This window comes from Anaerolactibacter massiliensis, from assembly GCF_900290205.1.
Classification (GTDB): Bacteria; Bacillota_I; Bacilli_A; order Erysipelotrichales; family Erysipelotrichaceae; genus Bulleidia; species Bulleidia intestinalis.
In genome coordinates this window covers 1933399-1958588 of record NZ_OLMH01000002.1, presented here as the reverse complement: position 1 = coordinate 1958588, position 25190 = coordinate 1933399, and the positions used below count along the sequence as shown (strand labels likewise).

20 protein-coding genes are annotated in these 25190 nt (G+C 44.7%); 19 read left to right on the top strand and 1 reads right to left on the bottom strand.

Features of this window, described 5'->3' with window-relative positions; genetic code table 11:
• Position 1: 1 nt before the first annotated feature.
• From C7E00_RS12850 to C7E00_RS12750, 19 genes are all read left to right on the top strand, one after another.
• Positions 2–313 carry a hypothetical protein gene (locus C7E00_RS12850; protein ID WP_105304635.1) on the top strand — a complete coding sequence of 104 codons (312 nt, stop codon included), beginning with the start codon at positions 2–4 and terminating at the stop codon, positions 311–313.
• The gene (locus tag C7E00_RS12845; RefSeq protein ID WP_105304634.1) at positions 310–1788 is read left to right on the top strand and encodes a hypothetical protein; all 1479 of its coding nucleotides are present in this window, start codon (positions 310–312) and stop codon (positions 1786–1788) included. The genes C7E00_RS12850 and C7E00_RS12845 overlap by 4 nt, the downstream gene beginning before the upstream one ends.
• Positions 1778–2095: a hypothetical protein gene (locus C7E00_RS12840; protein WP_105304633.1), complete on the top strand. Its 318-nt coding sequence runs from the start codon at positions 1778–1780 to the stop codon at positions 2093–2095. Before C7E00_RS12845 ends, C7E00_RS12840 begins: the two co-directional genes overlap by 11 nt.
• A 32-nt stretch (positions 2096–2127) precedes the next feature.
• Positions 2128–4734, top strand: coding sequence for a VirB4 family type IV secretion system protein (locus tag C7E00_RS12835; protein WP_105304632.1), 2607 nt, complete (start codon positions 2128–2130; stop codon positions 4732–4734).
• 137 nt (positions 4735–4871) lie between these two features.
• Positions 4872–6422, top strand: a complete 1551-nt coding sequence (locus C7E00_RS12830; RefSeq protein WP_105304631.1) for a hypothetical protein — start codon at positions 4872–4874, stop codon at positions 6420–6422.
• A 130-nt stretch (positions 6423–6552) separates the two neighbouring features.
• Positions 6553–6939 (top strand): hypothetical protein, encoded by a 387-nt coding sequence (locus tag C7E00_RS12825; protein WP_105304630.1) that lies wholly within the window; start codon positions 6553–6555, stop codon positions 6937–6939.
• 254 nt (positions 6940–7193) lie between these two features.
• Positions 7194–7649 carry a hypothetical protein gene (locus C7E00_RS12820; protein WP_105304629.1) on the top strand — a complete coding sequence of 152 codons (456 nt, stop codon included), beginning with the start codon at positions 7194–7196 and terminating at the stop codon, positions 7647–7649.
• A 183-nt stretch (positions 7650–7832) separates the two neighbouring features.
• On the top strand, positions 7833–9635 hold the full coding sequence (locus C7E00_RS12815) for a PcfJ domain-containing protein (protein WP_167836598.1): 1803 nt from the start codon (positions 7833–7835) through the stop codon (positions 9633–9635).
• Between the two features lie 2 nt (positions 9636–9637).
• Positions 9638–9949: a resolvase gene (locus tag C7E00_RS12810; protein ID WP_105304627.1), complete on the top strand. Its 312-nt coding sequence runs from the start codon at positions 9638–9640 to the stop codon at positions 9947–9949.
• Entirely contained in the window at positions 9946–10200 is a 255-nt protein-coding gene (locus tag C7E00_RS12805; protein WP_105304626.1) for a hypothetical protein, read from the top strand. The genes C7E00_RS12810 and C7E00_RS12805 overlap by 4 nt, the downstream gene beginning before the upstream one ends.
• Positions 10184–11965 carry a relaxase MobL gene (gene mobL, locus C7E00_RS12800; protein WP_105304625.1) on the top strand — a complete coding sequence of 594 codons (1782 nt, stop codon included), beginning with the start codon at positions 10184–10186 and terminating at the stop codon, positions 11963–11965. Before C7E00_RS12805 ends, mobL begins: the two co-directional genes overlap by 17 nt.
• Before the next feature lie 7 nt (positions 11966–11972).
• Positions 11973–14459, top strand: coding sequence for a type IV secretory system conjugative DNA transfer family protein (locus tag C7E00_RS12795; protein ID WP_105304624.1), 2487 nt, complete (start codon positions 11973–11975; stop codon positions 14457–14459).
• A 446-nt stretch (positions 14460–14905) separates the two neighbouring features.
• The gene (locus C7E00_RS12790; protein WP_105304623.1) at positions 14906–17002 is read left to right on the top strand and encodes a type I restriction-modification system subunit M; all 2097 of its coding nucleotides are present in this window, start codon (positions 14906–14908) and stop codon (positions 17000–17002) included.
• Complete coding sequence (locus tag C7E00_RS12785) at positions 16999–18270, top strand: restriction endonuclease subunit S (protein WP_105304622.1); 1272 nt, start codon at positions 16999–17001, stop codon at positions 18268–18270. The genes C7E00_RS12790 and C7E00_RS12785 overlap by 4 nt, the downstream gene beginning before the upstream one ends.
• A complete protein-coding gene (locus C7E00_RS12780) occupies positions 18270–18578 on the top strand; it encodes a hypothetical protein (protein ID WP_105304621.1) in 309 nt (102 codons plus the stop codon). The genes C7E00_RS12785 and C7E00_RS12780 overlap by 1 nt, the downstream gene beginning before the upstream one ends.
• The gene (locus tag C7E00_RS12775; RefSeq protein WP_105304620.1) at positions 18565–18975 is read left to right on the top strand and encodes a hypothetical protein; all 411 of its coding nucleotides are present in this window, start codon (positions 18565–18567) and stop codon (positions 18973–18975) included. Before C7E00_RS12780 ends, C7E00_RS12775 begins: the two co-directional genes overlap by 14 nt.
• 26 nt (positions 18976–19001) lie before the next feature.
• Positions 19002–19361 carry a hypothetical protein gene (locus tag C7E00_RS12770; RefSeq protein ID WP_105304619.1) on the top strand — a complete coding sequence of 120 codons (360 nt, stop codon included), beginning with the start codon at positions 19002–19004 and terminating at the stop codon, positions 19359–19361.
• A gap of 10 nt (positions 19362–19371) precedes the next feature.
• Positions 19372–22410, top strand: a complete 3039-nt coding sequence (locus C7E00_RS16395) for an IS110 family RNA-guided transposase (RefSeq protein WP_204378629.1) — start codon at positions 19372–19374, stop codon at positions 22408–22410.
• A 482-nt stretch (positions 22411–22892) separates the two neighbouring features.
• Positions 22893–24074 (top strand): type I restriction endonuclease, encoded by a 1182-nt coding sequence (locus C7E00_RS12750; RefSeq protein WP_105304618.1) that lies wholly within the window; start codon positions 22893–22895, stop codon positions 24072–24074.
• Between the two features lie 21 nt (positions 24075–24095).
• Here the strand turns inward: C7E00_RS12750 and C7E00_RS12745 are convergent, their stop codons facing one another.
• Positions 24096–25100 carry an IS1595 family transposase gene (locus tag C7E00_RS12745; protein WP_105304617.1) on the bottom strand — a complete coding sequence of 335 codons (1005 nt, stop codon included), beginning with the start codon at positions 25098–25100 and terminating at the stop codon, positions 24096–24098.
• Positions 25101–25190 lie beyond the last annotated feature (90 nt).

Genomic DNA, 25190 nt, shown 5'->3' with positions numbered 1-25190 from the left:
AATGAATAAACTATTGCTGGGATTGAAGAAAAAGATCGGCGGCACTCACATCTGGTATGATCCGGCCTTCAATGAAGGAGAAGCCATGGCACTTTTCAAGCAGTGGGCAGAACCGATCAACAGGTTCATTTTGTGGACAGTTCCGTTTATTGCGTTAGGTGCCCTCGGCTATACATGGATCAAGTGGTCTGCTAAAGATGAAGACGAGAAGGAACAGAGGCCGTTTATGAAATCGGCCAAGAAGATCATATTTACAGCTATCTTTGTTGAACTGGGAAGTGCGATCTTCCGGATCTTCGGTCTGAACACATGACGGAAACAAGCATACTGCAGGATGGTATTCGTGCGGTCTTATGGCTGTTCTGCCAGTTTGCCATGTGGCTGATGGATCTCTGCTATGGGATCATCAACGATCTGGCGACTCTGAACCTGGGTGATTTCCAGTTCATCTGGTCCTGGTTCAGGGGAGTAAGCGCATTGCTGTATTTCTTCATCCTGATCCGGATGTTCATTTATTTTGTGAAAGCCACAATGGAAGAGGATACGCTGCAGAAGATCGAACCGCTGGATTTCCTACAGCGTATTCTGTATATCTCGGTCATTCTGGTGATGCTGCCGACTATGCTGAACGGTTTTGCCGGACTGTCCGCAAATGCGGTAGGATCCATCAGCTCACTGGCAGGGGTCAATGAAGCGGAAACTGTACCGTCCCATATTGTTGCGGCCGCCGGATACAACGGAGATATCAGCACATTCGACTATGAAACAATCGAGATCAACAAGAAGGAAGATGGACACTATATCCAGTTTTCTAGTAATTCGGATATCGTCTTCCTGACATTTACTTCAATCATTGCCTGCCTGGTGTTTGTTTTTATCGGCATTCAGATCGCACAGAGGATGATCGGCCTGCTTTTGAAGATCGTCATCGCTCCGTTTGCTTTGTCCGGTCTGATCAATCCGGAAGACAATACCTTCTCCATCTGGAGAAGATTAGTGGAGGCAGATTTCCTGACGAATTTCTTCCAGATCGTCCTGGTGATGATCGTAATGACCAGTGCTTCGCTGGTTCCGGTCGGTGCGATTGCCAAATGCATCTTCTTTATAGGCGCTCTGCTTGCAGTGATGAATGCACCTGCAGGTGTGGCGCAGCTGCTCGGCGGTGATGTCGGAGTCGGAACGGCGTTCCAGCAGATGCAGTCACTGATGATGCTGTCACAGGGTGCTTCCATGGCAGGACAGGCATTACAGACAGCCGGTGCAGCAGGCATGTATCTGGGGGGCAGATCATTGGGAGGACGTTCGCTTCTTTCCGGAGGATCCGGATCGACAGGTCAGAATTCCTCGCCGGGAGGCGACTCAGGATCTGCTCCTCAAGGAGGTACTGGCGCGTCAATGCCTTCTGTACGTCCTGTTGCAGCTGGCGGCACAATGCCGGCTGGATCCGGCGGTGTAAATTCCGGTGATCGATTAACGCGGGAAAAGTGGGAGAATCCAATGACAGGTGCTGAGCATATGACAGTCGCAAGATATGCTGCGGATAGAATGGACGAAAGTAATGTTGGTCAGATCATGAGTAAAGGCATTTCTGGTTTGTACAGAAGATCAGCAGAAAGCCTTTCAAGACCAATCGTAAAAAGAACTCCGGGAGGAGGAACTGTTCAAAGAAGGAATGCGTTTATGAAAGGAAGATCCGTAGTATACGGTGCACGGGAAGTCGGTAGGGCGGTTTCAAAAGATATGAGAGGATCTAAACCGCAGAGGAGTCATACGAACAATGCAGTTTAACAGTCCGAAGAATTTCAAGAAGGGCCGGCTGATTGCCAACCGATATCGTCCTATCGATCTCTTGATTGCTGGCATCGCGATTGCTATGACACTTTCTTCAGAGATGATTTATCTTCTTCTGATGAACGGCAAGCATATTGCTGTTCTGGCGATGCTTTGCATACCGGCACTGATCGGTGTATGCCTTCTGATTCCGTTTGAGATCTATCACAACCCGATTGAGATGATCAAACTGTATATGGTCTATCAGAAGAAACAGAAGAAATACATCTGGGAGGGTGTCCACTATGATGACAGCGAAAGATAGCAGAAGGGATGGATTGTCCCGGCAGGAGGATCATGGAATTATTGGATTCTAACAGAAAACAGAGAAAGATGACTGCTGGAGAACGCAATTTGGCGAAGACAGTCAGAAAAGAAAAGAAGAAAGCGGAGAAACTGAAGAAAAAGGTCGCAACTACCCTGGACTGGATGCACATCCACGATATCACCAACAATTCAGTTATCCTGAAACACGGTAAATACAGAGCTACTGTCATGGGGGTAAAGCTCAGCCCTCATGACATTTTTATTGATGATGCCGAAGAACAGGAACGGATCATAGAGAATCTGAGAATGGCGCTGAACAAGATGCCGTTCAAAATGTACTTCCAGTTTGTTTATTCCCCGGTAAACGCGGATGAGTATGAGACCTATCTGCGGGAAAAGAACAGGGCGGAAACAGACCGTGTGCTGAAGCGGATGATTGAAGCTGATTTTGAAAAGCTGTTCTACTTCAAATATGCCTTCAGTGAACTGGAGTTCTTTGTCATGATCCAGGAGTCTTCCGAGGAGAAACTGTATAAAAACTTCGAGGAGATGAAGCGGGAATTTGCCTATGCCGGATTCCTGCCGAGGACACTGGACAAATATGACTACTACAATCTGATTGCCTATGTGTTTGAAAATCCGCTGGCAAATAATTTTCTGTTCTCCCGAGGGGCATTCTCACCGCTGAACAGGTCTATCGAGTATTCCGCAGACAATGATACATACGATGTTGTGGACCGAACGGAAACCTTTGAGGATTATGGCGTATATGTTCCAAATCCGCGTCAGAATGAGAACCTGGCATTACGATCAAGACTTGCGCCAACAGGGTTTTCTCTCAGGGACAGTTATTACATCCTGGGGGATTACTATGTGACCAATCTTTTGGTTACGCAGTTGCCGAGTGTTTATGAGCTTGGTGTTCTTCTGGAACATATCAATGATCCTAAGATCAAGGTGTTTCTGACGACAGAGAAGAGCAGTATTGAAATCGCAAAGGCTGTCCGCAAGGAATTCCTGGCAAAAGAACAGGAGATGGAGACCAGCCGTGATGCGTTCAGGAGATCCCGTCTGCAGGCGGATCTTGAATCAGATAAGACATATATCAATCAGCTGATCCGAGATAATGATCTGACATTCAATGTGGCGATTGTCTTCAGTATCTATGCGGAGACAAAGGAAGAGATGCTGCGGATCAAGAAGAATCTGAAGTCATCGCTGTCAACTCACATGTTTATGACAGCTGATGTCAAACTGATGCAGGACATGGTTTTCAAATACACAAGTCCGCTGTTTATCGGTGCAGGGGATATGCCAAGCGAACCGGAAACCAACGTCGGTGTTCTTCTTCCATCCAGAGGAGTCGCAGGGTTATATCCGTTTGTTTTTGAAACAATGAAGGATCCATCTGGGTTCCTTCTTGGCCATGAATACTACAACGGCGGGATCATCTGCTTTGATCCATTCTACTGGCTGCACAATCATGAAGAGGCAGTTCAGATGCAGCGTTTGAATGGCAATGTGATTGTTGTCGGCAAATCCGGATCCGGTAAATCGACCACGATGAACCTGATCATCCGATCCATGATCATGAACAGAACACGGATCGTATGGATTGATCCGGAAAACAAGAATCAGGTCCTGACCCGGAATTATGGCGGTACGTACATTGTCTGGGGAAGACCAAACAATGTAATTAATGTCTTCGATCTCAAGAAGATCAGTACAGATGAGGACGAAGATGATGAAAACATCATGTACGATACCGAACTGGCGATAAACAATGTCACATCAGATGTCAACCAAGTACTACAGTATCTCTATCCCGGAATCTCTGAGGATACTCTGACTGTTACCGGCGATATCGTTATTCGGGCTTATGAGAAGGTGGGAATCAGAAAAGATGAGAATGGCTCCTATCCGTCATTCCGTGATCTGACATATGAAGACATGCCGACATTCTCCACATTCAATGAGTGTCTTCAGGAGAGGATCTTGGAGATCAAGAACGATCCATCCGAACGGAAAGAACTTGATCTTCTGATGGATCTTTCTATCAAGACGAAGCGGATCATTAATGAGTGGGGGATCTATTTTAACGGTCATACGACTGTAAAACTGAATCATGGTGAAGGACAGATCATTTCCTTTGGGACAAAGATGCTGTTCAATGCGCCGGTAAACCTGAGAACAGCACTGAATCACATGATGTTCAAGTTCTCCTGGGATCTTTGTCTGGATAACGAGCAGGAATCCGCATTTATCATCGATGAAGCGCATATGCTGATCCTGGAAGGAAAAACTGCAGAGATGGTTGCACAGTTCTATCGCCGTGCTCGCAAGTATCATACAGTCATGATTGCCGGAACACAGCAGCCGGGAGACTTTGCGGATGAGAAAGTCATCACTCATGGCAAGGCTATTTTTAACAATGCGGTGTATAAGATGATCATGCATCTGGATAAGGATGACATTTCCGATATAAGTAAACTTGTCCGGTTGAACACCAATGAAACAGAACTGATCCAGCGTTTTACGCAGGGTAATGCGTTATTTGTCTGCGGAAACAGGAGGATACCAATCACTGTACTGGCAAGAGATAACGAACTGATAGATATGGGAATGAAGAAAGATTAGCTACATGAGCCCGTATATTTGTCGCAGAAAGAATCATAAACAAATGAAAAGAGGTGATCCAATTGCATGATCAGGCGGGTTTGAATGCTCTGTTTCGAAAGGCCGTCTCGCTGATATTTTCAGGTGTTGTACTGCTCATGGTCGGTTTCATCCTCGTATTTACGGTACTTCTGCCGATCATGTGGCTGGCAAATATGCTGGGACGTATTGATGAGATAGAAGATGTGGATCCGGGTTGGGAGGAAAAGATCATAGATTACAGGGAAGACCTCGATAAACTGGCTGAAGACTATCACATTGGCTTCAAATATTCTGAGATGCTTGCCTGCAGTATGGACGAGAAATATACCCATAACATCAAAGGCTGCATTGCCCACGTTAACCCGGACGGCACCTTCGATGATGAAATTGACACAGATCCTTCGGGATCTTTTCTTTTGTACAGCTCGGATATCGATGAGTTTCAGGGCACGATCCCTGATGCAGCTTACGAAGATATCTGGATCCCGACACTTTATGAAAGAGATCATTACAGACGGGAGGAAGTGATCAATGAAGAAACCGGTGAACCAGAAACCGATGAAGAAGGCAATCCCCAATACGAGTGGGTCTTTGATTACACCGAAGAAGAAATCTATAAAGATGCCTGTACAGCGTTCGAACCGTCGGTGAAATGCCGCAAGACAAGAGAAGGATTCTGGACATTTCCATACATCCCTCCAGCAGCCGGAGAGCCTTCCGAGCGCTATGGATATAAACTGATCAACGAGGACTCCAATGTCAGTATCGAGCTGAACACAAAGGAGCAGTATTACTCCGGTTATGTTCTTGCTGTATCGACAGGTGAGATCGTAGATGCCGGTGAATCATTTGGCGTTCCGTATATCACGCAGAGGATCGAAAACAACGGCACGGAATTATACGCAAAGTATGTCGGAGTTTATGATTCCGCGGCCGGTATAGGTGATGAACTGGAACAGAATGAGATCCTCGGCTTCTCTGATGAAGTTTCAGTGAAGACATATTTCCTTGATGAAGGTACCGAACGGTACTTCAATCCGATGCTTCTGTTTGCGGCTTCACAGCCCTGGAAATATGTCGATACATACGACCATCCTCATGGTGGCGGTGAAGAGGGACAGGATCCCGGAGATATCCAGCCGGGCGGAATCATGGAGATGGAAGGCGTTGTGATCGACTTCGACAGCAAGTATTACTGCTTCGATCCGGACGGGATCCATGGCAATCCATGTGTCTGCGATGCCAACAACCACATCGCCTGGCCGTATGACCGCTGTCTGACCGCCTCGATCACCGGCAGATGGAACAAGATGATCTGCTCAAGTTACGCTGCCGGACGCTTCTGGGATGTGAACAATCACGACGGAAACTTCCCGCTGCCGAACAACTGGAACCAGCTCGTGGCCATCGACCATGTCTCTCCCGGACCGGGAACGTACTCCAGGGATCCGAACAGTCCGATCCCGCAGTCCATAGCTTCGATCCGCTTTGGCTCGGTTCGGCACGCTGTTTTCATTGAAGGCGTAGGGGCGGATGGCTCGGTTCTGATCAGCGAATGCAACGCGACGACGGCCAATTCCTATGGCTTCCGGGTCAGAAAGTTCAGTAGTTTCCAGGCGTTTCTGAATTCGTACGGTGCGGTTCTCGAAGGAATGTATGGTCCGTAACTCCATGGATCATGCCATACCGGTTGCCGTGTTCAACCGGTTTCTCCATGATTCATGGAGTTTATCCACAGCCTGTTTTCATTCTGGAATTCCTGATTTATGATCGGTGGAACGAAAGAGGAAAACAACAATGGATGAACTACATCTTCTGCTTCAGCACTTTTATGCCTATCCTTCAAGGAAATCTTTTGCCAGGGTCTTCGTGCGTTTCATGGATATGAACGAAGATGAGGAGGAGATCCTGGCAGCGCTTGAGCCGGATGAGGACCGGATCCTTTGTGTGAATGATGAGAAAGGCAACCGATATTACGTGGCTTATTCGGATCCGGAGATGGTTCCTGAAGGCATCCGGACCGTCCGCATCTCCGTATTTGAACTGAACAAAATGGTCTTTCAGGATGAAGACTGCTTCGGGATCGCGCTGAATCCGGAACAGAAACTGCCGGCGCTGATCCTGAAAAGTCAGATGAATACCTTCCTCACGTTTGCCCAGCTGCGAAGAAAGAGTCTGAACTGAAGCAGTCTATGGCAGCTCATCTGCTGCCGTCATACAGGCGTGAAAAGGTAGATTTTATATATATAGCAGGATAAGGGATTTTGTATTACAAAATCCTCCTGAGCAGAACAGCCCAACGGGCAGTTTGGTGATAACAAAGCGGATAATGACGTATTACGCAGGTATTACTGCCGTGATACAGAATGCACTGGTGCTGTGATACGGGCGTATTACATGTTTTTGGGGCAAATTGCCCCGGGAGGAACGGTATATTTGTGACAAAAGAAGTGATGACATTCCGGGTCTCTGATGAAATACAGAGTAAACTGACCCATCTGATGCAGCTTGATCAGGAAACAGCAGTAAAGCTGAACCGCAAACCGAAAGGGAAATCCGAGATCATAACGGATGCAATCGAAAGCTATTATCTTTCCGTACTTGCGGATAACTGCAATGATCCGTATATGCAGAGACTGGAGATCGTATTTGAAAGAGTCTTCAGGAAGTATATGTCCGGTTTCATCCGGTCACTCAACGCAACGAATATCCTTGCGCGAGAATCAAAGGAATATATGAGGCTTCTGTGCAAGGGACTGAATATCGACCGGGCAAAGGATGGTGTTGAGCGGCTGCTGTACATGACGCTGCCGTGGGACATCCTGATACCAGAGAAGGTGGCAAGAGAGATGCGGGTGAAGAATCCGGAAGCTGAAGATGAAGAACTGATGTAGCCTTGGGGCAAATTGCCCCGGGGAATAAGATGGCATGGTTGCAGGTGCCGGTCGGAGATGGATGAAACCGTCTGAGACAGGAAGGATGATCTGCAATGATGACCAAAGGGAAGGGAATGTACTTCAGTGATATGAATGTGCATTCCCTTTTATGGTGAGTGAATGACTGAAATAAACAGGCAAATGACATTGTTCGATATCCTGGACGAGATGCCGGTAGTAACCAATAAGCTTGGAAAGAGCGTCGTGAAAGGCGTGGTTGAAGTCGGTAATGTAAATCCGCCAGATGTGCTGATGGAATTAAGCGGTACAGGCACATTGGAACAGTTCATAGTGTCTGCCGCAAAGCTAAAAGGAATAAAGGATGAAGAGCCGTTGTTTCGAATACCTGCCGGCTGGAGATCAAATGTGTATGCTGCTGCAGTACGGAATCGCCTGATTGTTTCTGACCGGCGACCGCGGAATTCAGCAAGCTGCCTGGAACTGCCATCTTCCCAGAAGGATCTGAATACGACATTGATCTATGTGGATCAGAACGGTGTTCCGTGGTCAAACAGGATAACAATGTACTTCAACAAGCCGCTGTATATTTCTTACCAGTCGGCCAGAGATTATGCGGATGGCCGATCTGTAGATTTCGAACATCCCGTCATGCTGGAAAAGATGGAGTTCAGCAAATGGAAAGTGTTTGCCAAATACCCGGAGCCGGGTAGTTATATGCTGCTGAACAGTGAACTTGATCTGTGGGATATTCTGGAGAGAACCAATCCATATGGGATGGAAACGGCAAGACAGTATGACTGTACGAATCCGCTTCTGTTCTTTACGTGTCCGCAGCTGGAACAGCTGATCAAAGCAGGATATGACTTCGTAGAGAACGGGATCCGGGGATTCTGGCGGCAGACAAAAGAGATCGATGCATTCAACCGGCTGACGCAGCCGGGGACGAAACTCAAAAACATATTCAAGACTTCCAAGGATGTCTATACTACGCTCCGCGGTGAAACAGACCTCGAGATCTGGGATGTGTATCGGAAGATGGCAAAGACCGGGAAGCTTACGAAGGAAACCATAGAACAGGCATACTGGATGCATTTTGACGCGGATGATCTGAAGACCGTCAATTCCATCCTGAACCGCAGGCACAGCGGTAAGCCGGTATTTACCTGGCATACGCTGATGAACTATCTGCAGCGGCTGGATACCTTCCAGGCAATCAGCGCAAGAGAAGCATTCCCTCTGCTGAACGATTACCTGAGCATGTGCGAGCAGTTGGAGATCCAACCCCGGATCGACTCGGACAGTCTGAAACGGGAGCACGACGTGACAGCCAGGACAATACGGGAAAAGCGTGATGAGATTCTGGAGAAGAAAATGGAGAATGCCTGTGAATATCTTTCGGAGAATGATTATTCGGAAGATGTTTTCTTTATCCGCGGGATCCGGAATCATTCGGATCTGATCGATGAAGCCAAACAGCAGCGAAACTGTGTAGGCTCTTACGGACAGAGAATCATCAATCATCAGTCCCTGATCTATGTCATGCGTGAGACAGCTCGCCCGAACAGATCCCTGATCACAGTGGAGATCAATCCGGAATGTGACCGGATCCGTCAGAAGTTCCTGGCTTTCAATCAGCCGGTAACGGATAAGAAGCAGAATGAGTTTCTGGAGCGATGGATGGGACTGGTTCAGGAAAAGAAGAAACAGCATTTCCACAGCATCCAGGAGATGCTTGGGGCAAATTGCCCCAAAGAGGAAGCACAGTCTGCAGATCAGCCGCAGGAAGAAGTGAATCTGATCCTGGGACTTCAGAAGAAAGCAGAAGAACTGGAATATGATTATCTGCTTGACGGCAGTGATTATGAACTGATTGCAGAATGGATGGAAGATTACCGGAAAGACTATCCACAGCTGGATGAGGCGATGAGGCACTGTGTGGAAGACTATGTTGCAGGCAGGAATGCGTATGTTATGGGAGGATGAAAATGGCAGAAACAGTAATCGGATATGTGTTTGATAATAAGGGTTATCATACCGGCGGACAGTACTTTGAGGGGACGATGGAGAACATCGCCTCTTTCATTATGATCAACCGACAACATGACACGGTCATAACAGATGGTCTGGACAATATGATTGCAAAATCATTTACCGGAGGATTTCTGGACAGAGTGGACTCGTATATCCGGAAAGATCTGTTAAAAGAACTGGTGCCGATGCAGCTGGGTGAGAAACAGCCGGTGGAAATAGAGTATCTGGATGAAAATGAACTCAGTTATGAAGGGTGGTGCTTATGAACAGCAGCGAGATCAGAAAGAATCTGGACAGGATCCGGCAAAGGGAACAGGAACTGACTGCGGAAATCGACCTAGATAGGCAGGAACTGGATTCTCTGAAGAAACAGCGCCTGATTATGGAGAGAAGCCTGCGCCAGGCGGTAAAGCTGGAAGAGGATTTTGAAAGAAGAATGAGTGCACTGGAAAATGAGCTGAACCGGGCGATCAGCGGAACGGGGGAAAAGGATACCGGCAATGCCGAAGATCATTGATACCGTCCGCTTTTTTGAATGGGGGAAACCTGCGCCAAAGAACTCGCGCTTTAAGGGAACCATGAATGCGAAAATGATCTTCGGTTCAAATGGCTATATGGACTATACCGGAAGAAAGGATGCCGTAGAGGAGAATGTGAGAGATCAGCTGACATTCTTTGATGATGGCTTTCTCGGATATACATCCAGGGAGGAGGCTTCGACTGGCGCAACGGTTTCCTCTCTCGGGGTGCTGACAGCGGAAAAAAGAAAAGAACTCCGCCGGCAGGGGACCGAAGCCTTCAGTAAACCGGGTGATCTGATCTGGGATATGGTGATTTCCCTGGAGTCCTATGATGAGGCGCATAAGAACCTTCTGTACCATGCGGCAGATTATGCGGCGGTGATCGAAAAGATACTGCCGCAGTTCTTTAAGAAGGTCGGGTTTGACCCGAAGAATATGCTTTGGTGGATGGATTATCACAATAACAAACAGCATCCTCATATGCATGTGATCTTCATGGAAAAGGTTCATACAAGAGATCGCGGAGCCTTCACGGAAAAGCAGATGAAGTCCTTGAAACAGATCATCGCCAAGGAAATGACAGTGAGGCAGACGATTCGTGATCTGACAGGGAACGATTATGAAACGCAGTTTAATCTGAAGGATCAGGAAAAAGCGGAAATAATGGAAGTGCTGCATGAAGTGGATATGTCGAAGATCGACAGCATACAGGCCCTTGCCGGAATTCTTCCGAAAATAGGCCGGCTTCAGTATGGGTCATCCGCTATGATTCCGTATCGCGATACGATCGATCGCATAACCGATGATCTGCTTAAGACAGACCGGCTGAGTCCGTTATATGAAGAATACCTGAAAGCTCTGGAACCGTTGGATCAGGCAATGAAAAATGATGCCGGAGACAGCACGATCAAAACCACTGAGCTGAAGAAACTGTACAAGGAAATCGGGAATATTATCCTGCAGGAGATTAAGCAGTTCTCGAATCAGAGACCGTTTAAAGCGACAGTCTCAAAGGAAGAACTGATCAGCTGGATGGGCGATGAAGAAGCAACGGAGCTGGATGGTCTGACAGACTCACGGGCTGAAGAATACCGGATGACTGTTGAGAGGCATAAGGAACTGCTGAATGGCCGCAGAAGCCCAAATCAGGCTGATCTGAAAGAAATCTATAAGCGGTATGAGGATTTACTGGTCAGCAATGAGAGAGGCCTTATAGCGGGCTCTATCCAGCACAGAATGGCACAGATGGAATTCTATGGAGAAGGTGTTCCCAGGAATCTGAATCTCGCCAAGATGCATTGTATGAAGGCCATGACAGAGGGATCCAATCATTCGTATGGACTGATGGCGAAGATCTGTTTTGCCCGCCAGGAAATCAGTGCCGGCATGAACTCCCTTTATAACGGCTGTCTGCATGATGATGCGGTCTCAGAATATCTGCTTGCCATAGAAATGCTGAGAGGAAAGAAGATCGATAAGGACCGTGACTCGGGATATCAGTATATGGTTTCTGCGGCGATGAGAGGTTTCTCACCGGCAATAGATTATTTACGCGAGCATCACCCCAAAGGATTTAATGAATCCATGCAGGGAAGGCTGAACAATACCGTTTGGGGTCATTTCCACAGCCGGTCAGTCGGGAATGAAGTCTCCGGGTATCTTCATAATGATGACAGAGTTCACCATCTTCAGGATCGAATTGAAACCGAGATCGAAGCATATCTTAACAATCAGAAAACACCGGCAAGAAGAGTGAGGTGACAGCTTCATGAAAAAGTTGATTGTGTTTGTGCTATTGTCACTGTCTGTGCTTGCAGTAGTGTACTGGCTGGGAATAGAAGTGGCATATTTATACCTGTATCGGACACTGGCAATCAGTTTCGATACAGGCCTTCTTTTTTTTACGGGGAAATGGGATTACTTCCTTCTTCTGAATGGAATAGCTCTGTATTTCATTCTGGATATCTTCTACAACCAGTTCATCCGAAGAAGCAAAAAAGGTAAAAATCGGAAGCGTGGACTGACACGCTATGAGAGGAATAATTACAAGCATCTTGCGCATCTGCATGAGGCAAAGAAAGGACTGACGAGGCTGGAGTTTGATGCAAGCGGGCACCTCTGCAACATTGACTATGCCAAGCCTGAAATACTGATTGGTCAGATTATCTCTCTGTATATACTCCGTCAGACTATCCGGGTAATTCATCATTTGTTTCTGGCAGCCAAGTCAGCGGTTACGGCTTATATAGAGAATGGGGCCGCAGGCACACAAAGTAATATGTATTTGGCGGTTTCCGGGAAGACTGCCATGAGTATCCTTCTATCCGCAGGATTGTTTGTGCTTTGCGGGTATGTGTTTGCATTGCTGCATCAGGACTGGACGCAGTTTGATTCCAGAACGATGGTGGATCGGCTTATGAAGCTGCATCTTCGCGATTATTGTGACGATGTATTTGATGCGCCAAAACAGTACTGGAACAAGCTGATTGCAAAACTGAAACTGTCTGATGTGCACAAGATGAATACCAAGCAAAACTATCGGATAGGCGGGAAACAGGTAACAAGACGCGGAGGATTCCCTGTTCTTACATACCGGAATCGGGTATATGTGAACGCTGCAAACTGTCACAGCATGATCGTTGCGACAACGCGTGCCGGCAAATCATACAGTATTATCAGCATCATGATTGATCTTCTCCGGATGAATGGAGAATCGATGGTGATCAATGATCCGAAGGGAGAACTGCGGGATACTCAGGTACAGAAACTGATCGATGATGGTTACGATGTCTATTTTCTGGATTTCATTGAACCGAAAAGAGGTGACTGCTGGAATCCATTGGGTATTGCTATACAGAAGTACCGTGAAGCACAGCAGAAAGAGAAAAAGGATAAACAGTTGTATTTCGATGAGTTTGACCCGGTTCTGAAAGATCTGAACAGGCAACTTGAGAATACGGAAGATGAATCAGAGAGAAACATGATCATTGAAAGGATCAATGAGATCCTGAATGATGCGCCACAACTGGATACCTCAGCTGCTCAGGAAGCGTTGCAAGATATCGCAAATATCATGACGTTTGATGAAAAGGATACGAATGGCCGGTTCTGGAACTCACAGGCAGGAGAACTGATTGTGGGATATGCGAATTTGCTTCTGGAGGAAACAACAGTGGATCCAGAAACAGGTGAACAGATTCCTCTGTCAGATGACCTAATCCATTTCAAGTCAATTAAGCAGGTTGCTATGGCTGGCGCTGAAGCAATCGACAAAAGAGGGACAACGCTGCTAAGTGACTATCTGAAGAAATACCGGAACAGTACGGATAAATCAGTTACGAGTCTGGCCCAGTATGCCGTGGCGCCTGGACCAACAAAGGGATCTATTGACTCTGTATTCTCTGATAAGAGCAGGATGATGACCATGAGTGAATCGGTAATGCGAATGACTTCTCGATCCAGTTTTGATTTAAAGGATATCGCCAGGAAGAAAGCTGCTGTATTCATCATCGTCCACGGCGATAAATCGACTTACTATCCATTTGTCTCAATGTTTATCGAACAGATGTATGAGGAGGTAATGGTTGTGGCAAGAGAAAACCATGGACGAATGCCATATCCGGTAAACTGTATTTTTGATGAAGCAGGTATTATGCCTTCACTTAAGAGTATTGATAACATGGTCAGTTTTGGTGCATCTGCTGGGTTTCGACTAACTCTTGCGGTCCAGGATACATCACAGTTGGAACGCAGATACGGCAAAGAAGTTGCGCATACTCTGATGAATAACATGCAGAACTTTGCCTATCTAATGGGCGGAGATCCGGAAACACTCAAAACTGTCTCAGAGAAGGCAGGAAAACGGTTGATCTGGAATGAAGAACAGGGGCATTATGATGAGCGTGCAGTTGTCTCCACAGAGCGGCTGTCAAAGCTCTCCATGGGCGAGGCGCTGATTATTCAGCTGCGGAAGAATCCTGTACTGACCAGGCTGCTTGGATACCGGGAATACTGCTTTTATGACAAGATGCCTAAAGGGGATATCGAAATCCGTCAGCAGTTGAGGCATGTACCGTATTTCGATCTGAAGCAGGCATACAATTCCAGAGAAAACAAGCAACAATCAGCATCATCTACCAGCAGTTTTTCAAAGAAATCAGATCAGCATCAGAAAGAAAAAGAGACTGATCAGGAAATAGTGTCAACAGGATATCTGAACCTGGAAAACACACTTGTCAAAAAGACAAATGAATAGTCTTGGGGCAAATTGCCCCGAAAATGTGATAGGGCATGTCATCGTTTGGTGATATGCCCATTTTTTGTTTTTCCATGGCACGTTTTTTGCCATGGCTTGCGGAGTATTATTTCATCGGAAAGAAATACAAGCGACTGGAGATGTAATATGGACGATAGTAAATACATGACGATTAATCATTTGAATGATTATATGTTAGCAAACAGTTTACGGGTTGGAATGAAGCTGATACTCAAGAAAGATCACGATAATCCATATGATCAAGTCAAATTTGGCCTGGTTTTGTGTAGATGAAGTATTATGCGCCAAAACAGTCGATAATTAATATCACATAATATTATTCAATGTTATTTAAATGCAAAAATGTAAAATGTATAATTGTTACAGGAATGTTTTTTGTACTAAGAGTTATGCAATATTATTGAAAACAGAATAACGGAGGGAATATGAATAAATTTGATATTCTATGGGATGATAATCCAGTTGATATAACTAGTGAAGCTAATTTCATTTGGTCAATTGCCAACAAACTTCGCGGCACCTTTATGCCGGACAAATACGGAGATGTCATCATTCCGATGACAGTACTTCGTCGTTTTGAATGCACTCTTGAACCTACAAAGCAGAAAGTTATAGAAACGTTCGAAACGAATCCGGCATATCCGGCAAAGGCAATGTATCGTGTTTCCGGATATCAGTTTTATAACACCAGTCATTATGATCTGAAGGAACTGTGTAACGATGCAGATCATATTGCAGCAAATCTGAAGGCGTATATCGACGGCTTCTCCGCAAATGTAAGAGACATTTTCTCTGAACTGGAATTTAATGCACAAATCGACAAAATGGCCAAAGGTGGCTGCCTTTACTCTACAGTTAAAGCTTTCTCTGAACTGGATCTGTCACCGAAGACATATGATTCCATCAAAATGGGATACATCTTTGAAAACCTGATCGGACGTTTCTTCCAGAATATCGAAGCCGGACAGTTCTACACCGGTCGTGACATCATCAAGACAATGGTATCCATTCTGATTTCCGAAGGCTGTGATGACATTTTTGAAGAAGGTAAGGAAATTACCGTATTTGATCAGGCTTGCGGGACCGGAGGCATGCTTACGACAGCCTACTCTTATCTGAAACATTACAATCCGAACTGCAATGTTCGTTTGTTCGGACAGGAATACAACCCTGTAACACATGCTATCGGACTTGCTGAAATGTTGATAAAGGATCAGACTGGCGAAAACTTCCGCCAGGCAGACACGTTCAAGGAAGATTGCTTTGAGGGTATCAAAATGCGCCTTGGATTTGAAAATCCGCCGTTCGGGACACCTTGGTCAGGTGCAGATGCGAAAGAAGGACAGGAAGAGGCTGTACGTAAAGAGTATCTGAAGGGCATGAATGGTCGTTGGGGCGCAGGTCTTCCCAGTGGCGGAGATGGCCAGCTGCTGTTTATGCAATCTGCCATTGCAAAGCTGGCGGATAACGGACGTCTTGCCATTATCGAGAACGGTTCCCCGTTGTTTACCGGAGGTACAGCATCCGGTGAGTCACAGATACGGCGTTGGATGCTGGAGAGTGACTTAATCGAAGCAATCATCGCGCTGCCGACAGATCTTTTCTATAACACGGGCATTGCAACATATATCTGGATCATCTCTAAGAACAAGCGCCCGGAACGCAAAGGAAAGGTTCAGCTGATTGACGCTTCTGGTATCTGCCATAAGCTGCGTAAGGCTGTCGGTAATAAGAAGAATGAACTGTCTCCGGATGATCGCGTGAAGATCACCAACCTCTATACCGCGTTTGAGGAGAATGAACTGTCCAAGATCTATGACAACACAGACTTCATTTACCGTGAATATATGGTTATGCAGCCACTACAGAGGTCCTATGCGGTCAACGAAGAACGCATTGAAGCAATGATTTCCAAGGGATCACTGTCCTCTCTCTATGACGAATCCAAGGTATACGAACTCGAAAACAAGGAAGAAGCGTTGACGGATAAAGAACAGAAGAAACTCGATGCCTACAACGTGAATAAAGACGTTTACGAGGATGTTCTTGGCATATTGAGGAACAATGCCTCCGACAAGATTTGGCTGAATGTCAGCGATTTTGAGGCCGTCCTGGAGGATCTCCTGACGGGTGTAATCGATAAGAAGCTGATCAAAAAAGTCGTTGATGGACTGTCTGTAATGGACAAGAACGCCGAGATCCAGAGGGATAAGAAAGGCATCATTTACGACAAAGAAACCAAGGATACAGAGATCGTTCCTTGGAAGCAGAATATCGATGATTATATGGCAAAGGAAGTCCTGCCGCACGTTCCGGATGCAAAGTGGTTCTTTGAAGGCAAAGATGAAAAAGCGTCCTTTATGGATGACAGAGGCCAGAAGACTGTAAAGATCGGCGCGGAGATCCCGTTCACAAGGTATTTCTACAAGTATCAGCAGCCGACTCCGAGTGAAGAACTGCTTGCAAGGTTCATTGAACTTGACAAGGAAGTAGATCAGAAGATCAAGGAGTTGCTGGGATGAGTAGAGAAATGAATAGTGAATATGCTTGTTTTGGTGCAATACCAAGCAACTGGGATGTAAAGAAAATAAAGAGTGTCTTCACTTTAAAAAGTGTGAAATCAGGTGGTGTTGGCGAACTGTTATCTGTTTATCTTGATAGAGGTGTCATTTCTTATTCTGATTCAACAGGTATGCAGGTGCATAAGCCAAGTCAAGATCTTTCAAATTACCAAGTTGTAAATAACGGCGATTTTGTACTGAACAACCAACAGGCTTGGAGAGGTTCCGTTGGAGTATCGAAATATGACGGAATTATTAGTCCGGCGTATGTGATTTATACAATGGGCAAGGATTGTGATCCGTCTTATATGGGGTATTTGCTTCGAGATAAGTCGATGGTTCAGCAGTACGAACTGTCATCTCGTGGTGTCGGAACAATCCAACGGAATATTTTCGTGCCTTGGTTGAGAGAAAGCTTTGTTTTGATCCCTCCTCTCTCCGAACAGCATCGCATCGCCGATTTCCTCGACAGCAAGTGTTCTCAGATTGATGAGATTTCCAAGAAGATCCAGGAAGAGATCGATACGTTGGAAGAATACAAGAAGTCTGTTATCACGGAAGCTGTGACAAAGGGATTGGATCCGAATGTTGAGATGAAGGATAGCGGATACGAATGGTTAGGAATAATGCCTGTTCAGTGGGCGCTGCAAAAAGGAAAATATCTGTTTGTTCAGAAGAATGATAGAGGCAATACTATCAATTTACAGCTTCTGTCGCCAACACAGAATTACGGTGTAATCCCACAAAGTTTATATGAGGAACTCTCTGGATTCAATGCCGTGAAGCTAAATGACAAAACTGACTTCAATCAACTGAAAACTGTTCACAAAGGTGCATACGTTATTAGTTTGAGAAGTTTTCAAGGTGGATTTGAATACAGCGAGTATGAGGGTGTCGTATCTCCAGCCTACCAAGTGTTCTATCCAGTCATCAGTATTGATGATCGATATTATAAATACTTCTTCAAAACGCAGATATTCATCGATAAGATGAATTCCTACACGATGAGTTTGCGTGATGGTAAGAATATAGCGTTTGCTGATTTTGGAAACACGTATATTCCATATCCACCGAAGAATGAACAGCAGAAGATTGCTGATTATTTAGACGACAAAACTTCGCGGATAACTGCTTCTATTGATGCAAAGAAAAGCCAGTTAGAAGTGATTGAAGAATACAAGAAATCTCTGATCTATGAGTATGTGACCGGCAAGAAAGAGGTGGCGTAATGGCGCAGATGACACAAATTGAATTGTTGCGGCAGTTTCTGGAAGAAGATCTTCAGGAAGGTAATGCAGGTAACGGACACGTCCGTAACAATCAGTATATCCATTACTGGACACCGATCCTTGAACGCTATGGAGATAAATACATTCTGAATAACAGCCGATACTCTCTTGTGACCGGTCAGTTACAAAAGCGTATGAGGGCTGCAATTCCGGAAGACAAGCTGATCATCGTCAAGGGTGTGACAGAAAATTATAAAGGAAGCCTAAGCGATTTTCTAAAGGACGAAGACAAGAATGCAGACGCTTAATTATGGTGGCTGGGTCTTTTACCTCAGCGGCAAGGAAGAACTGCTTGACCGTCATAAGTGCGGTAAGTGGATGTATTTCTTCGGAAACCGTGAGTTTGTGGAAGGTATCTGCCAGAAAGCCATTGAGGATGGAATCGTCTATGAATGCAAGCATTCCGATGCTGACGAAGGCGTTGCCTGTTTCTATCTGAACGGCGACGATACAGCAAATCATAAGAGAGTGATCCGGTTCTTTCTGGATAACGATCTTATCCGCAGAACAAAGACCGGAAAACTCTATAACATCGGCTTCAAGTATGATGATCAGACCCGTGCCGGAGAATATGGCGGTGGTTTTACCGCAGAAATAAAACTTGAACAGTTTATTGACCTGAATACAGGCAAATGGAAAAAATAAATGTCTACAGTTTATAAGGATAGCTAATGGAAAAATTATCAATAGGTGCTGAAAATTTGTTGGACGAGATCATTTCCCATCGAAATGAGAATAATAATCCGGATACCAATTACTGGAGAACACGGTTTGAAAACATGAGTCCTGATGTTGATGCTGTTATTAGAAGTCAGTTTCAAGAACTCAAAGATCGACGAATGATTACAGTTTTCTGGGCAGATAATGTTCCTGCTGAAATGCAGATCCTGAACAATGGTTGGGCGTATGGGGCAGATATCAAAAAGCAAGAAAATGATAAGCGAACTGAAAAAAAACGTGAGTTCTGGAGAACGCTGATTGTAGGAGTAATTAGCGCAATCATTGGCGTGATATTTGGAAAGATATTGTAAGGAGAAGAAAATGAAGAAAATAGATGGATCCCCGAAGAGTTTAAAACAGCTTCTTCTGAACACAAAGTATTCAATTCATTATTATCAGCGTGAATATATGTGGCAAAAGAAGCATATGGAAGAATTGATCGATGATTTAACATCAGAATTCTTAGATTTTTATAGACCCGATCACACAAGACATGACGTAGATGATTATGGTGTTTATTTCATGGGATCCATTGTTCTTGCTGGCCGAGAAAATGCAATAATCGATGGCCAGCAGCGTCTCTCGTCCTTAACATTGCTTCTGATATATCTGAATAACCGGTTAAAAGCAATAGGGGAAAAGAATACAACAATCGAAGGTATGATCTATTCCGAGTCACACGGAACAGCTTCATTTAATATATCCGTTGAAGATCGAGAAGAGTGTATTAAGGCTTTATTTGAGGGGAAAGATTTTGATCCGACAAACTATGGCGAATCAGTAAAGAATCTTTATGACAGATATACCGAATTACTGGAATCATCCTTGGGAGAAGTTATTACAAATGATAACTTGCAGCATTTCTGTGACTGGCTTTGCGATAAAGTTTTCTTCATTGAAATCGTTGCAAATACTGAACAAGATGCCCATAAAGTTTTTGTGACAATGAATGACCGCGGACTTAGTTTGACTCCTACCGAAATGCTGAAAGGATATATTCTTTCTGAAATTAGTAATGATACTAACAGGGAAAACAAGAATAATCTGTGGAAAGAAAAAGTCCTGATGCTTAGAAAAGATGATGATCAAGGGGACGACACATTCATCAAAGCTTGGTTGCGTGCCAAATATGCAATAACTATTCGTGAAACAAAAGCCGGCGCGGTAAACCAGGATTTTGATATTATCGGTGGTCCTTTCCATAAATGGGTTCGTGACGAGAGAAGTAAACTTAGATTAAATAACTCTGAGGATTATGAACATTTCATCGATGAGTTTTCTAAGTTTGCTGAAGTATATACACTTATCAAAAATGCTGAAAACACTTATACGGAAGAATTGAAATATGTATTCTATAATGCGCAGCTGAATTTTACATTGCAGCCGATGCTTTTACTTGCGCCAATCAAATACGAGGATAAGTTGGACATTATCAAAGAAAAGATCAATCTCACAGCAAGGTTTATTGATCTTTATATTACCTCTCGTGTAACACGGTATTGGTCTGTAGATTACAGTACTATCAAAAATGCAGTTTTCAATTATGTTAAAGAACTAAGGAACCTGGATGTATCTGAACTAAAGAGTAAGTTGTTAGAACTCAATTCGAAACTGAATTATAACCCTGATGAAGTAATCCCTTCATTTGGCTTGAACAATTTCACAAAAAAATATATCAAGAACATTATTGCCAGAATAACCGGATACATTGAAGAACAAACAGGTGTTTCTTCAAACTATATCAATTACATGGATACAAAAACCCGGAATCCTTTTGAGGTTGAACATATTATCACGAATCATTATGAATGGTTCACTGACGAATATACCGATCAATTGGATTTCCGTCGTTGGAGAAATGATATTGGTGCGTTATTACTTCTCCGTAAAAGTATTAATTCCAGCCTGAGTGATGAACGATATGGTTATAAGCTTCAGAAGTATTGTTCTACTGAAGGAAATATCTTTACTGAATCGTTAGGGCCGGCAGCATATATCAATAATCCACAATTCATTAAATTCATCAATAACAATCATCTTGATTTCAAGCCATATGAAACATTTGGAAAAAAAGAAATAGCAGAGAGAAACAAGCTGATATCAACATTAATTAAGACAATATGTAATGGCCTCCCTCAACTTGTAGCACCGAGGATCATCCCAATATACTTATGTTGGTCTACAAAGCAGAGGGAAGTTGCACTCATACAAGAAAGGAAGGCCATTACAATGACAGTATACAACGTAGGAATCGACGCACACACCACCAATTTCACACTGGCTACCTGGGGGAAGGATGATCTCCGGGCCACTAACGTTAACACTTATTCCCCATCCGTTGAAAGCATCATCAAATACTGCAATGCGATCACTAAACAGCATGGGGATGATGCCAAAATCATTGTTGGATATGAAGCCGGATGCCTGGGATTCCAACTCTACAGGCAGCTGAAGGATCGTGGGATCGAGTGTGTAGTCATGGCTCCTTCAACAATTGTAGGTACCGAGGTCAATCGCCGCAGGAAAGTAAAGACGGATAAGCGTGACGCCATTGCGATCGCTGAGAGCCTTAAGAACAATCAATACAAAGCAGTATACGTTCCTGATGAAGAGGATGAAGCCGTCCGTGATTTCATCCGCATGAGAACAGATCACAAACAGGCATTGAAGAGAATCAAGCAGCAGATCTGTGCCCTCTGCCACAGGCATGGATATCACTATACGGAAGGCAGAAATTACTGGACGCAGAAACATCTGAATTGGCTGAATTCGCTGCCGCTCACAGGCGTGCTGAAGGAGACGCTGGATGAATATCTGCTGTCTTATGAGCACGCTGTAGAAAAGCTTACCCAGCTGGATGCGAGGATCGTCGAAATTGCAGAAACAGATAAGTACCGCGAGAAAGTACATAAGCTCATCTGCTTCAAAGGGATCAAAGAAATCACGGCACTGGCGCTGATCGTTGAGATTGGAGACTTCAGCAGATTCATTAAAGCAAAGGGATTTGCGTCATTCCTTGGACTGGTTTCCGGCCGGCTGGACAGTGGCGATCACAACACTGCTCTTCCGATCACCAGGCAGGGAAATACCTTTCTGCGGCGGCTTCTGGTCGAAGCGTCGCAATCATTCTCAAGGGCACGGCAAAGCAAATCCGCAGCACTGAAGAAACGCCAGGAAGGATGTGAAGAAGCCGTGATTGCCTACGCAGATAAAGCCAACGAGCGGCTGAGAAAGAGATATTACAAGCTTGTCCTCACCAATAAGAAATCTCACAATAAGGCAGTCACTGCGGTAGCGCGGGAACTTGCGTGTTTTATCTGGGGAATGATGACCGGGAACATTCACACAGCACTCGCATGATTACCTGCCTGCATGGATAAGGATTTGAGAAGCACAGTATATTGATTTCAGGAACAGGAAATAACCAGATACAGACGGGCATCGAGGGTATCGGGAAAGAGCCGCCGGAGCAACTGGACGGTTCAGCTATCTGCGATCTAACTTTTACGGCACAGATACTCCTTGTGAACCACGATTTAAGACAGCAGAGCTGGCGGCGAAACCATTGGCCTGTGGGGTGGGATGAGCAGCTGATCCCTGATACACGTATAACAGAATGGCTAAGTACCGCGAACTGTTACATTCGGAGCTCTTTCCCCGTGCCCTTGATCCGGTTGATTATCACTCCAGCCGCAAAAGAAGAATTAACAGAAGAGGATCGTTGATGATCAAGCATACCAACAGAAGTTTTTTCAGAGCACCTTAATTTATCACTTGACATCGGCCATTACATAACAGTTGGTATGGAACGATGAGATGTTCAGATAGAGAGGCGTAGCACGATGAATACTATATTATCGGAGAAAGAGTACCAGACTTTTCTTCTAAACAAATTGAAAAATGAAAATGGGTATTTGATACGGGATGCTAGAAATTATGATCGGTTACATGCTGTAGATAAGGATCTCCTGATACAGTTCCTGGATGAAACACAGCCAAAACAGATGGAAAAGTTAAGGAAGATCTATAAAGCAGATACTGAGGATACGATCATAGCCTGCATTAATACAGCTGTTACTCAAAAGAACGGTTCTTTAATCAATACTTTGAAGCATGGAATTGAACTGTCTAATGTACGGTTGGAACTGATGTATACAAAGCCGGCAACTTCTTTCAATAAAGAATTGATGCAGAAATATGAGAAAAACATATTCTCCGCAATGGAAGAAGTTTGGATCTCAGATAAAGAACGGATTGATGTTGTGCTATTTCTGAATGGCCTTGCGATCATGTCTTTTGAATTGAAATGCAATATGGCCGGACAAGATTATAGCAATGCAATAACCCAATATCGTACCGATCGAGACCCTAAGAACCGTTTATTCCTGTTTAAGGCTGGAACCTTGGTAAATTTTGCCATGGATTTGAATGAGGTATACATGACGACCAGATTAAACGGAATGGGTACATATTTCCTTCCGTTCAATATGGGTAACGGTACCGGGATCAATCAGGGAAAAGGTAATCCTGTATTTGAAGATAAGTTTTCTGTTTACTATATGTGGGAAGATATCCTGAAGAAGGATATGATCCTGGAACTGATTAGCAAGTTCATCTTCATTGAGATAAGTGAAAAAGAGAATCCTTTAACAGGTAAAAAGGACAGGAAAGAAACGATTATATTCCCCAGGTATCATCAGTTAGATTGTGTACGCCGGTTGTTGGAAGATGTTAAAGAGAACAAGACAACACAGAATTATTTAATCCAGCATAGTGCCGGATCCGGTAAAACAAACGAGATTGCCTGGTTGGCACACCGTTTGTCATCATTGCATACAGATGACAATGAGAACATTTTTGATAATATCATCATCGTTACTGACCGTATTGTTGTTGACAGGCAGTTGCAAGATGCTATTCGTAAGCTGGATCACCAGCCTGGACTGATTAAAGTAATGGATGATAAATGTTCTTCTGCCGATCTGGCCAGGGCTTTAAACGGCAATACAAAAATTATGGCTTAATTTGCAGGTTGGTGATCTAGCCTAATAGGCAAATAGGTCAGTAGCCTTCATATCGCAGATCCTGAAGAAGTCTGAAACGCCGTTGAGCACTGTTTTGACCTTCAGCAGTACCTCATCGGCATGCATTCCTGCATACTTTCTTACCATTACCAGCAGTGCAGCATATCTGTTGATGTACTTCGTTGCCACTCCTCTGTACCCACGGTTCCATTCATCAATCTTGGAATGGAAGGAGTTAACATTGTTCAGGTGGTCGATGGAAGTATAGGACTTGTGATCACCGAGAACTCGGAATTCGCAGTTCTTCCAAGCAAGGACTTTCTGATAGGCAGTCTTGCCATCAATCCATACAAAGCTATGCTCTGCAAAGTTCGGACCAATCTTAGCAATGTCCTCTGCTTTCGGAGTAGCCATGTTGGTAGCTCTCAGTACTGCGTCTCCTTCTCTCTGGACTGCAGTGACGAGGCATACCTGTTCATCGGAAAGGCCACGCTTTGAGGCTTTCTCTCCTCTGTGGCGCGGCTTAACATCTTCTCGTTTCTCGCCCTTATGGCTGTTCAGAATATACTTCTCGTCCATCTCTATCTCGTTTGAAACCACAGTTTCGCTGGCAATAGATTCCAGAGCGTGCAAGAACTTCATCCGCATTCTCCAGACAGTATAGGTACTGATGCCAAGATTCTGAGCGGTCGTATGAATCGGAACCTGCTGAAGAGTATCCTTGATCAGCTGATCCCATTTGGAACGATCTTGCTGGGAATAGTAGGTAAGCTGTCCATAGTCGACCACAGTTCTGTGATTGCAGGAATGACATAGAAGCATCTGCTTTCCAGAGTTGGCTCTGCCTCCTCTGGTCCAGTTCGGAGTCTCAGAACCGCACTTAGGGCATACCTTGATGCAGTAACTCTGAGAAGTCTTATTCAGGATGGCACAATTCTCCAGATCAGACAGGAGCTTATCCTTCTGATACTGGTACAGACTGGAAAACATACTGGTAATTTTCTGAAGATCTTCGATATCTGACATGGTTTTCTACCTCTTTATACAGGTAGTCTAAGCTGATATCCCATAATCACTGTACCTCATCAGGTACAGTGCTCAAGAAAATCACCAAGT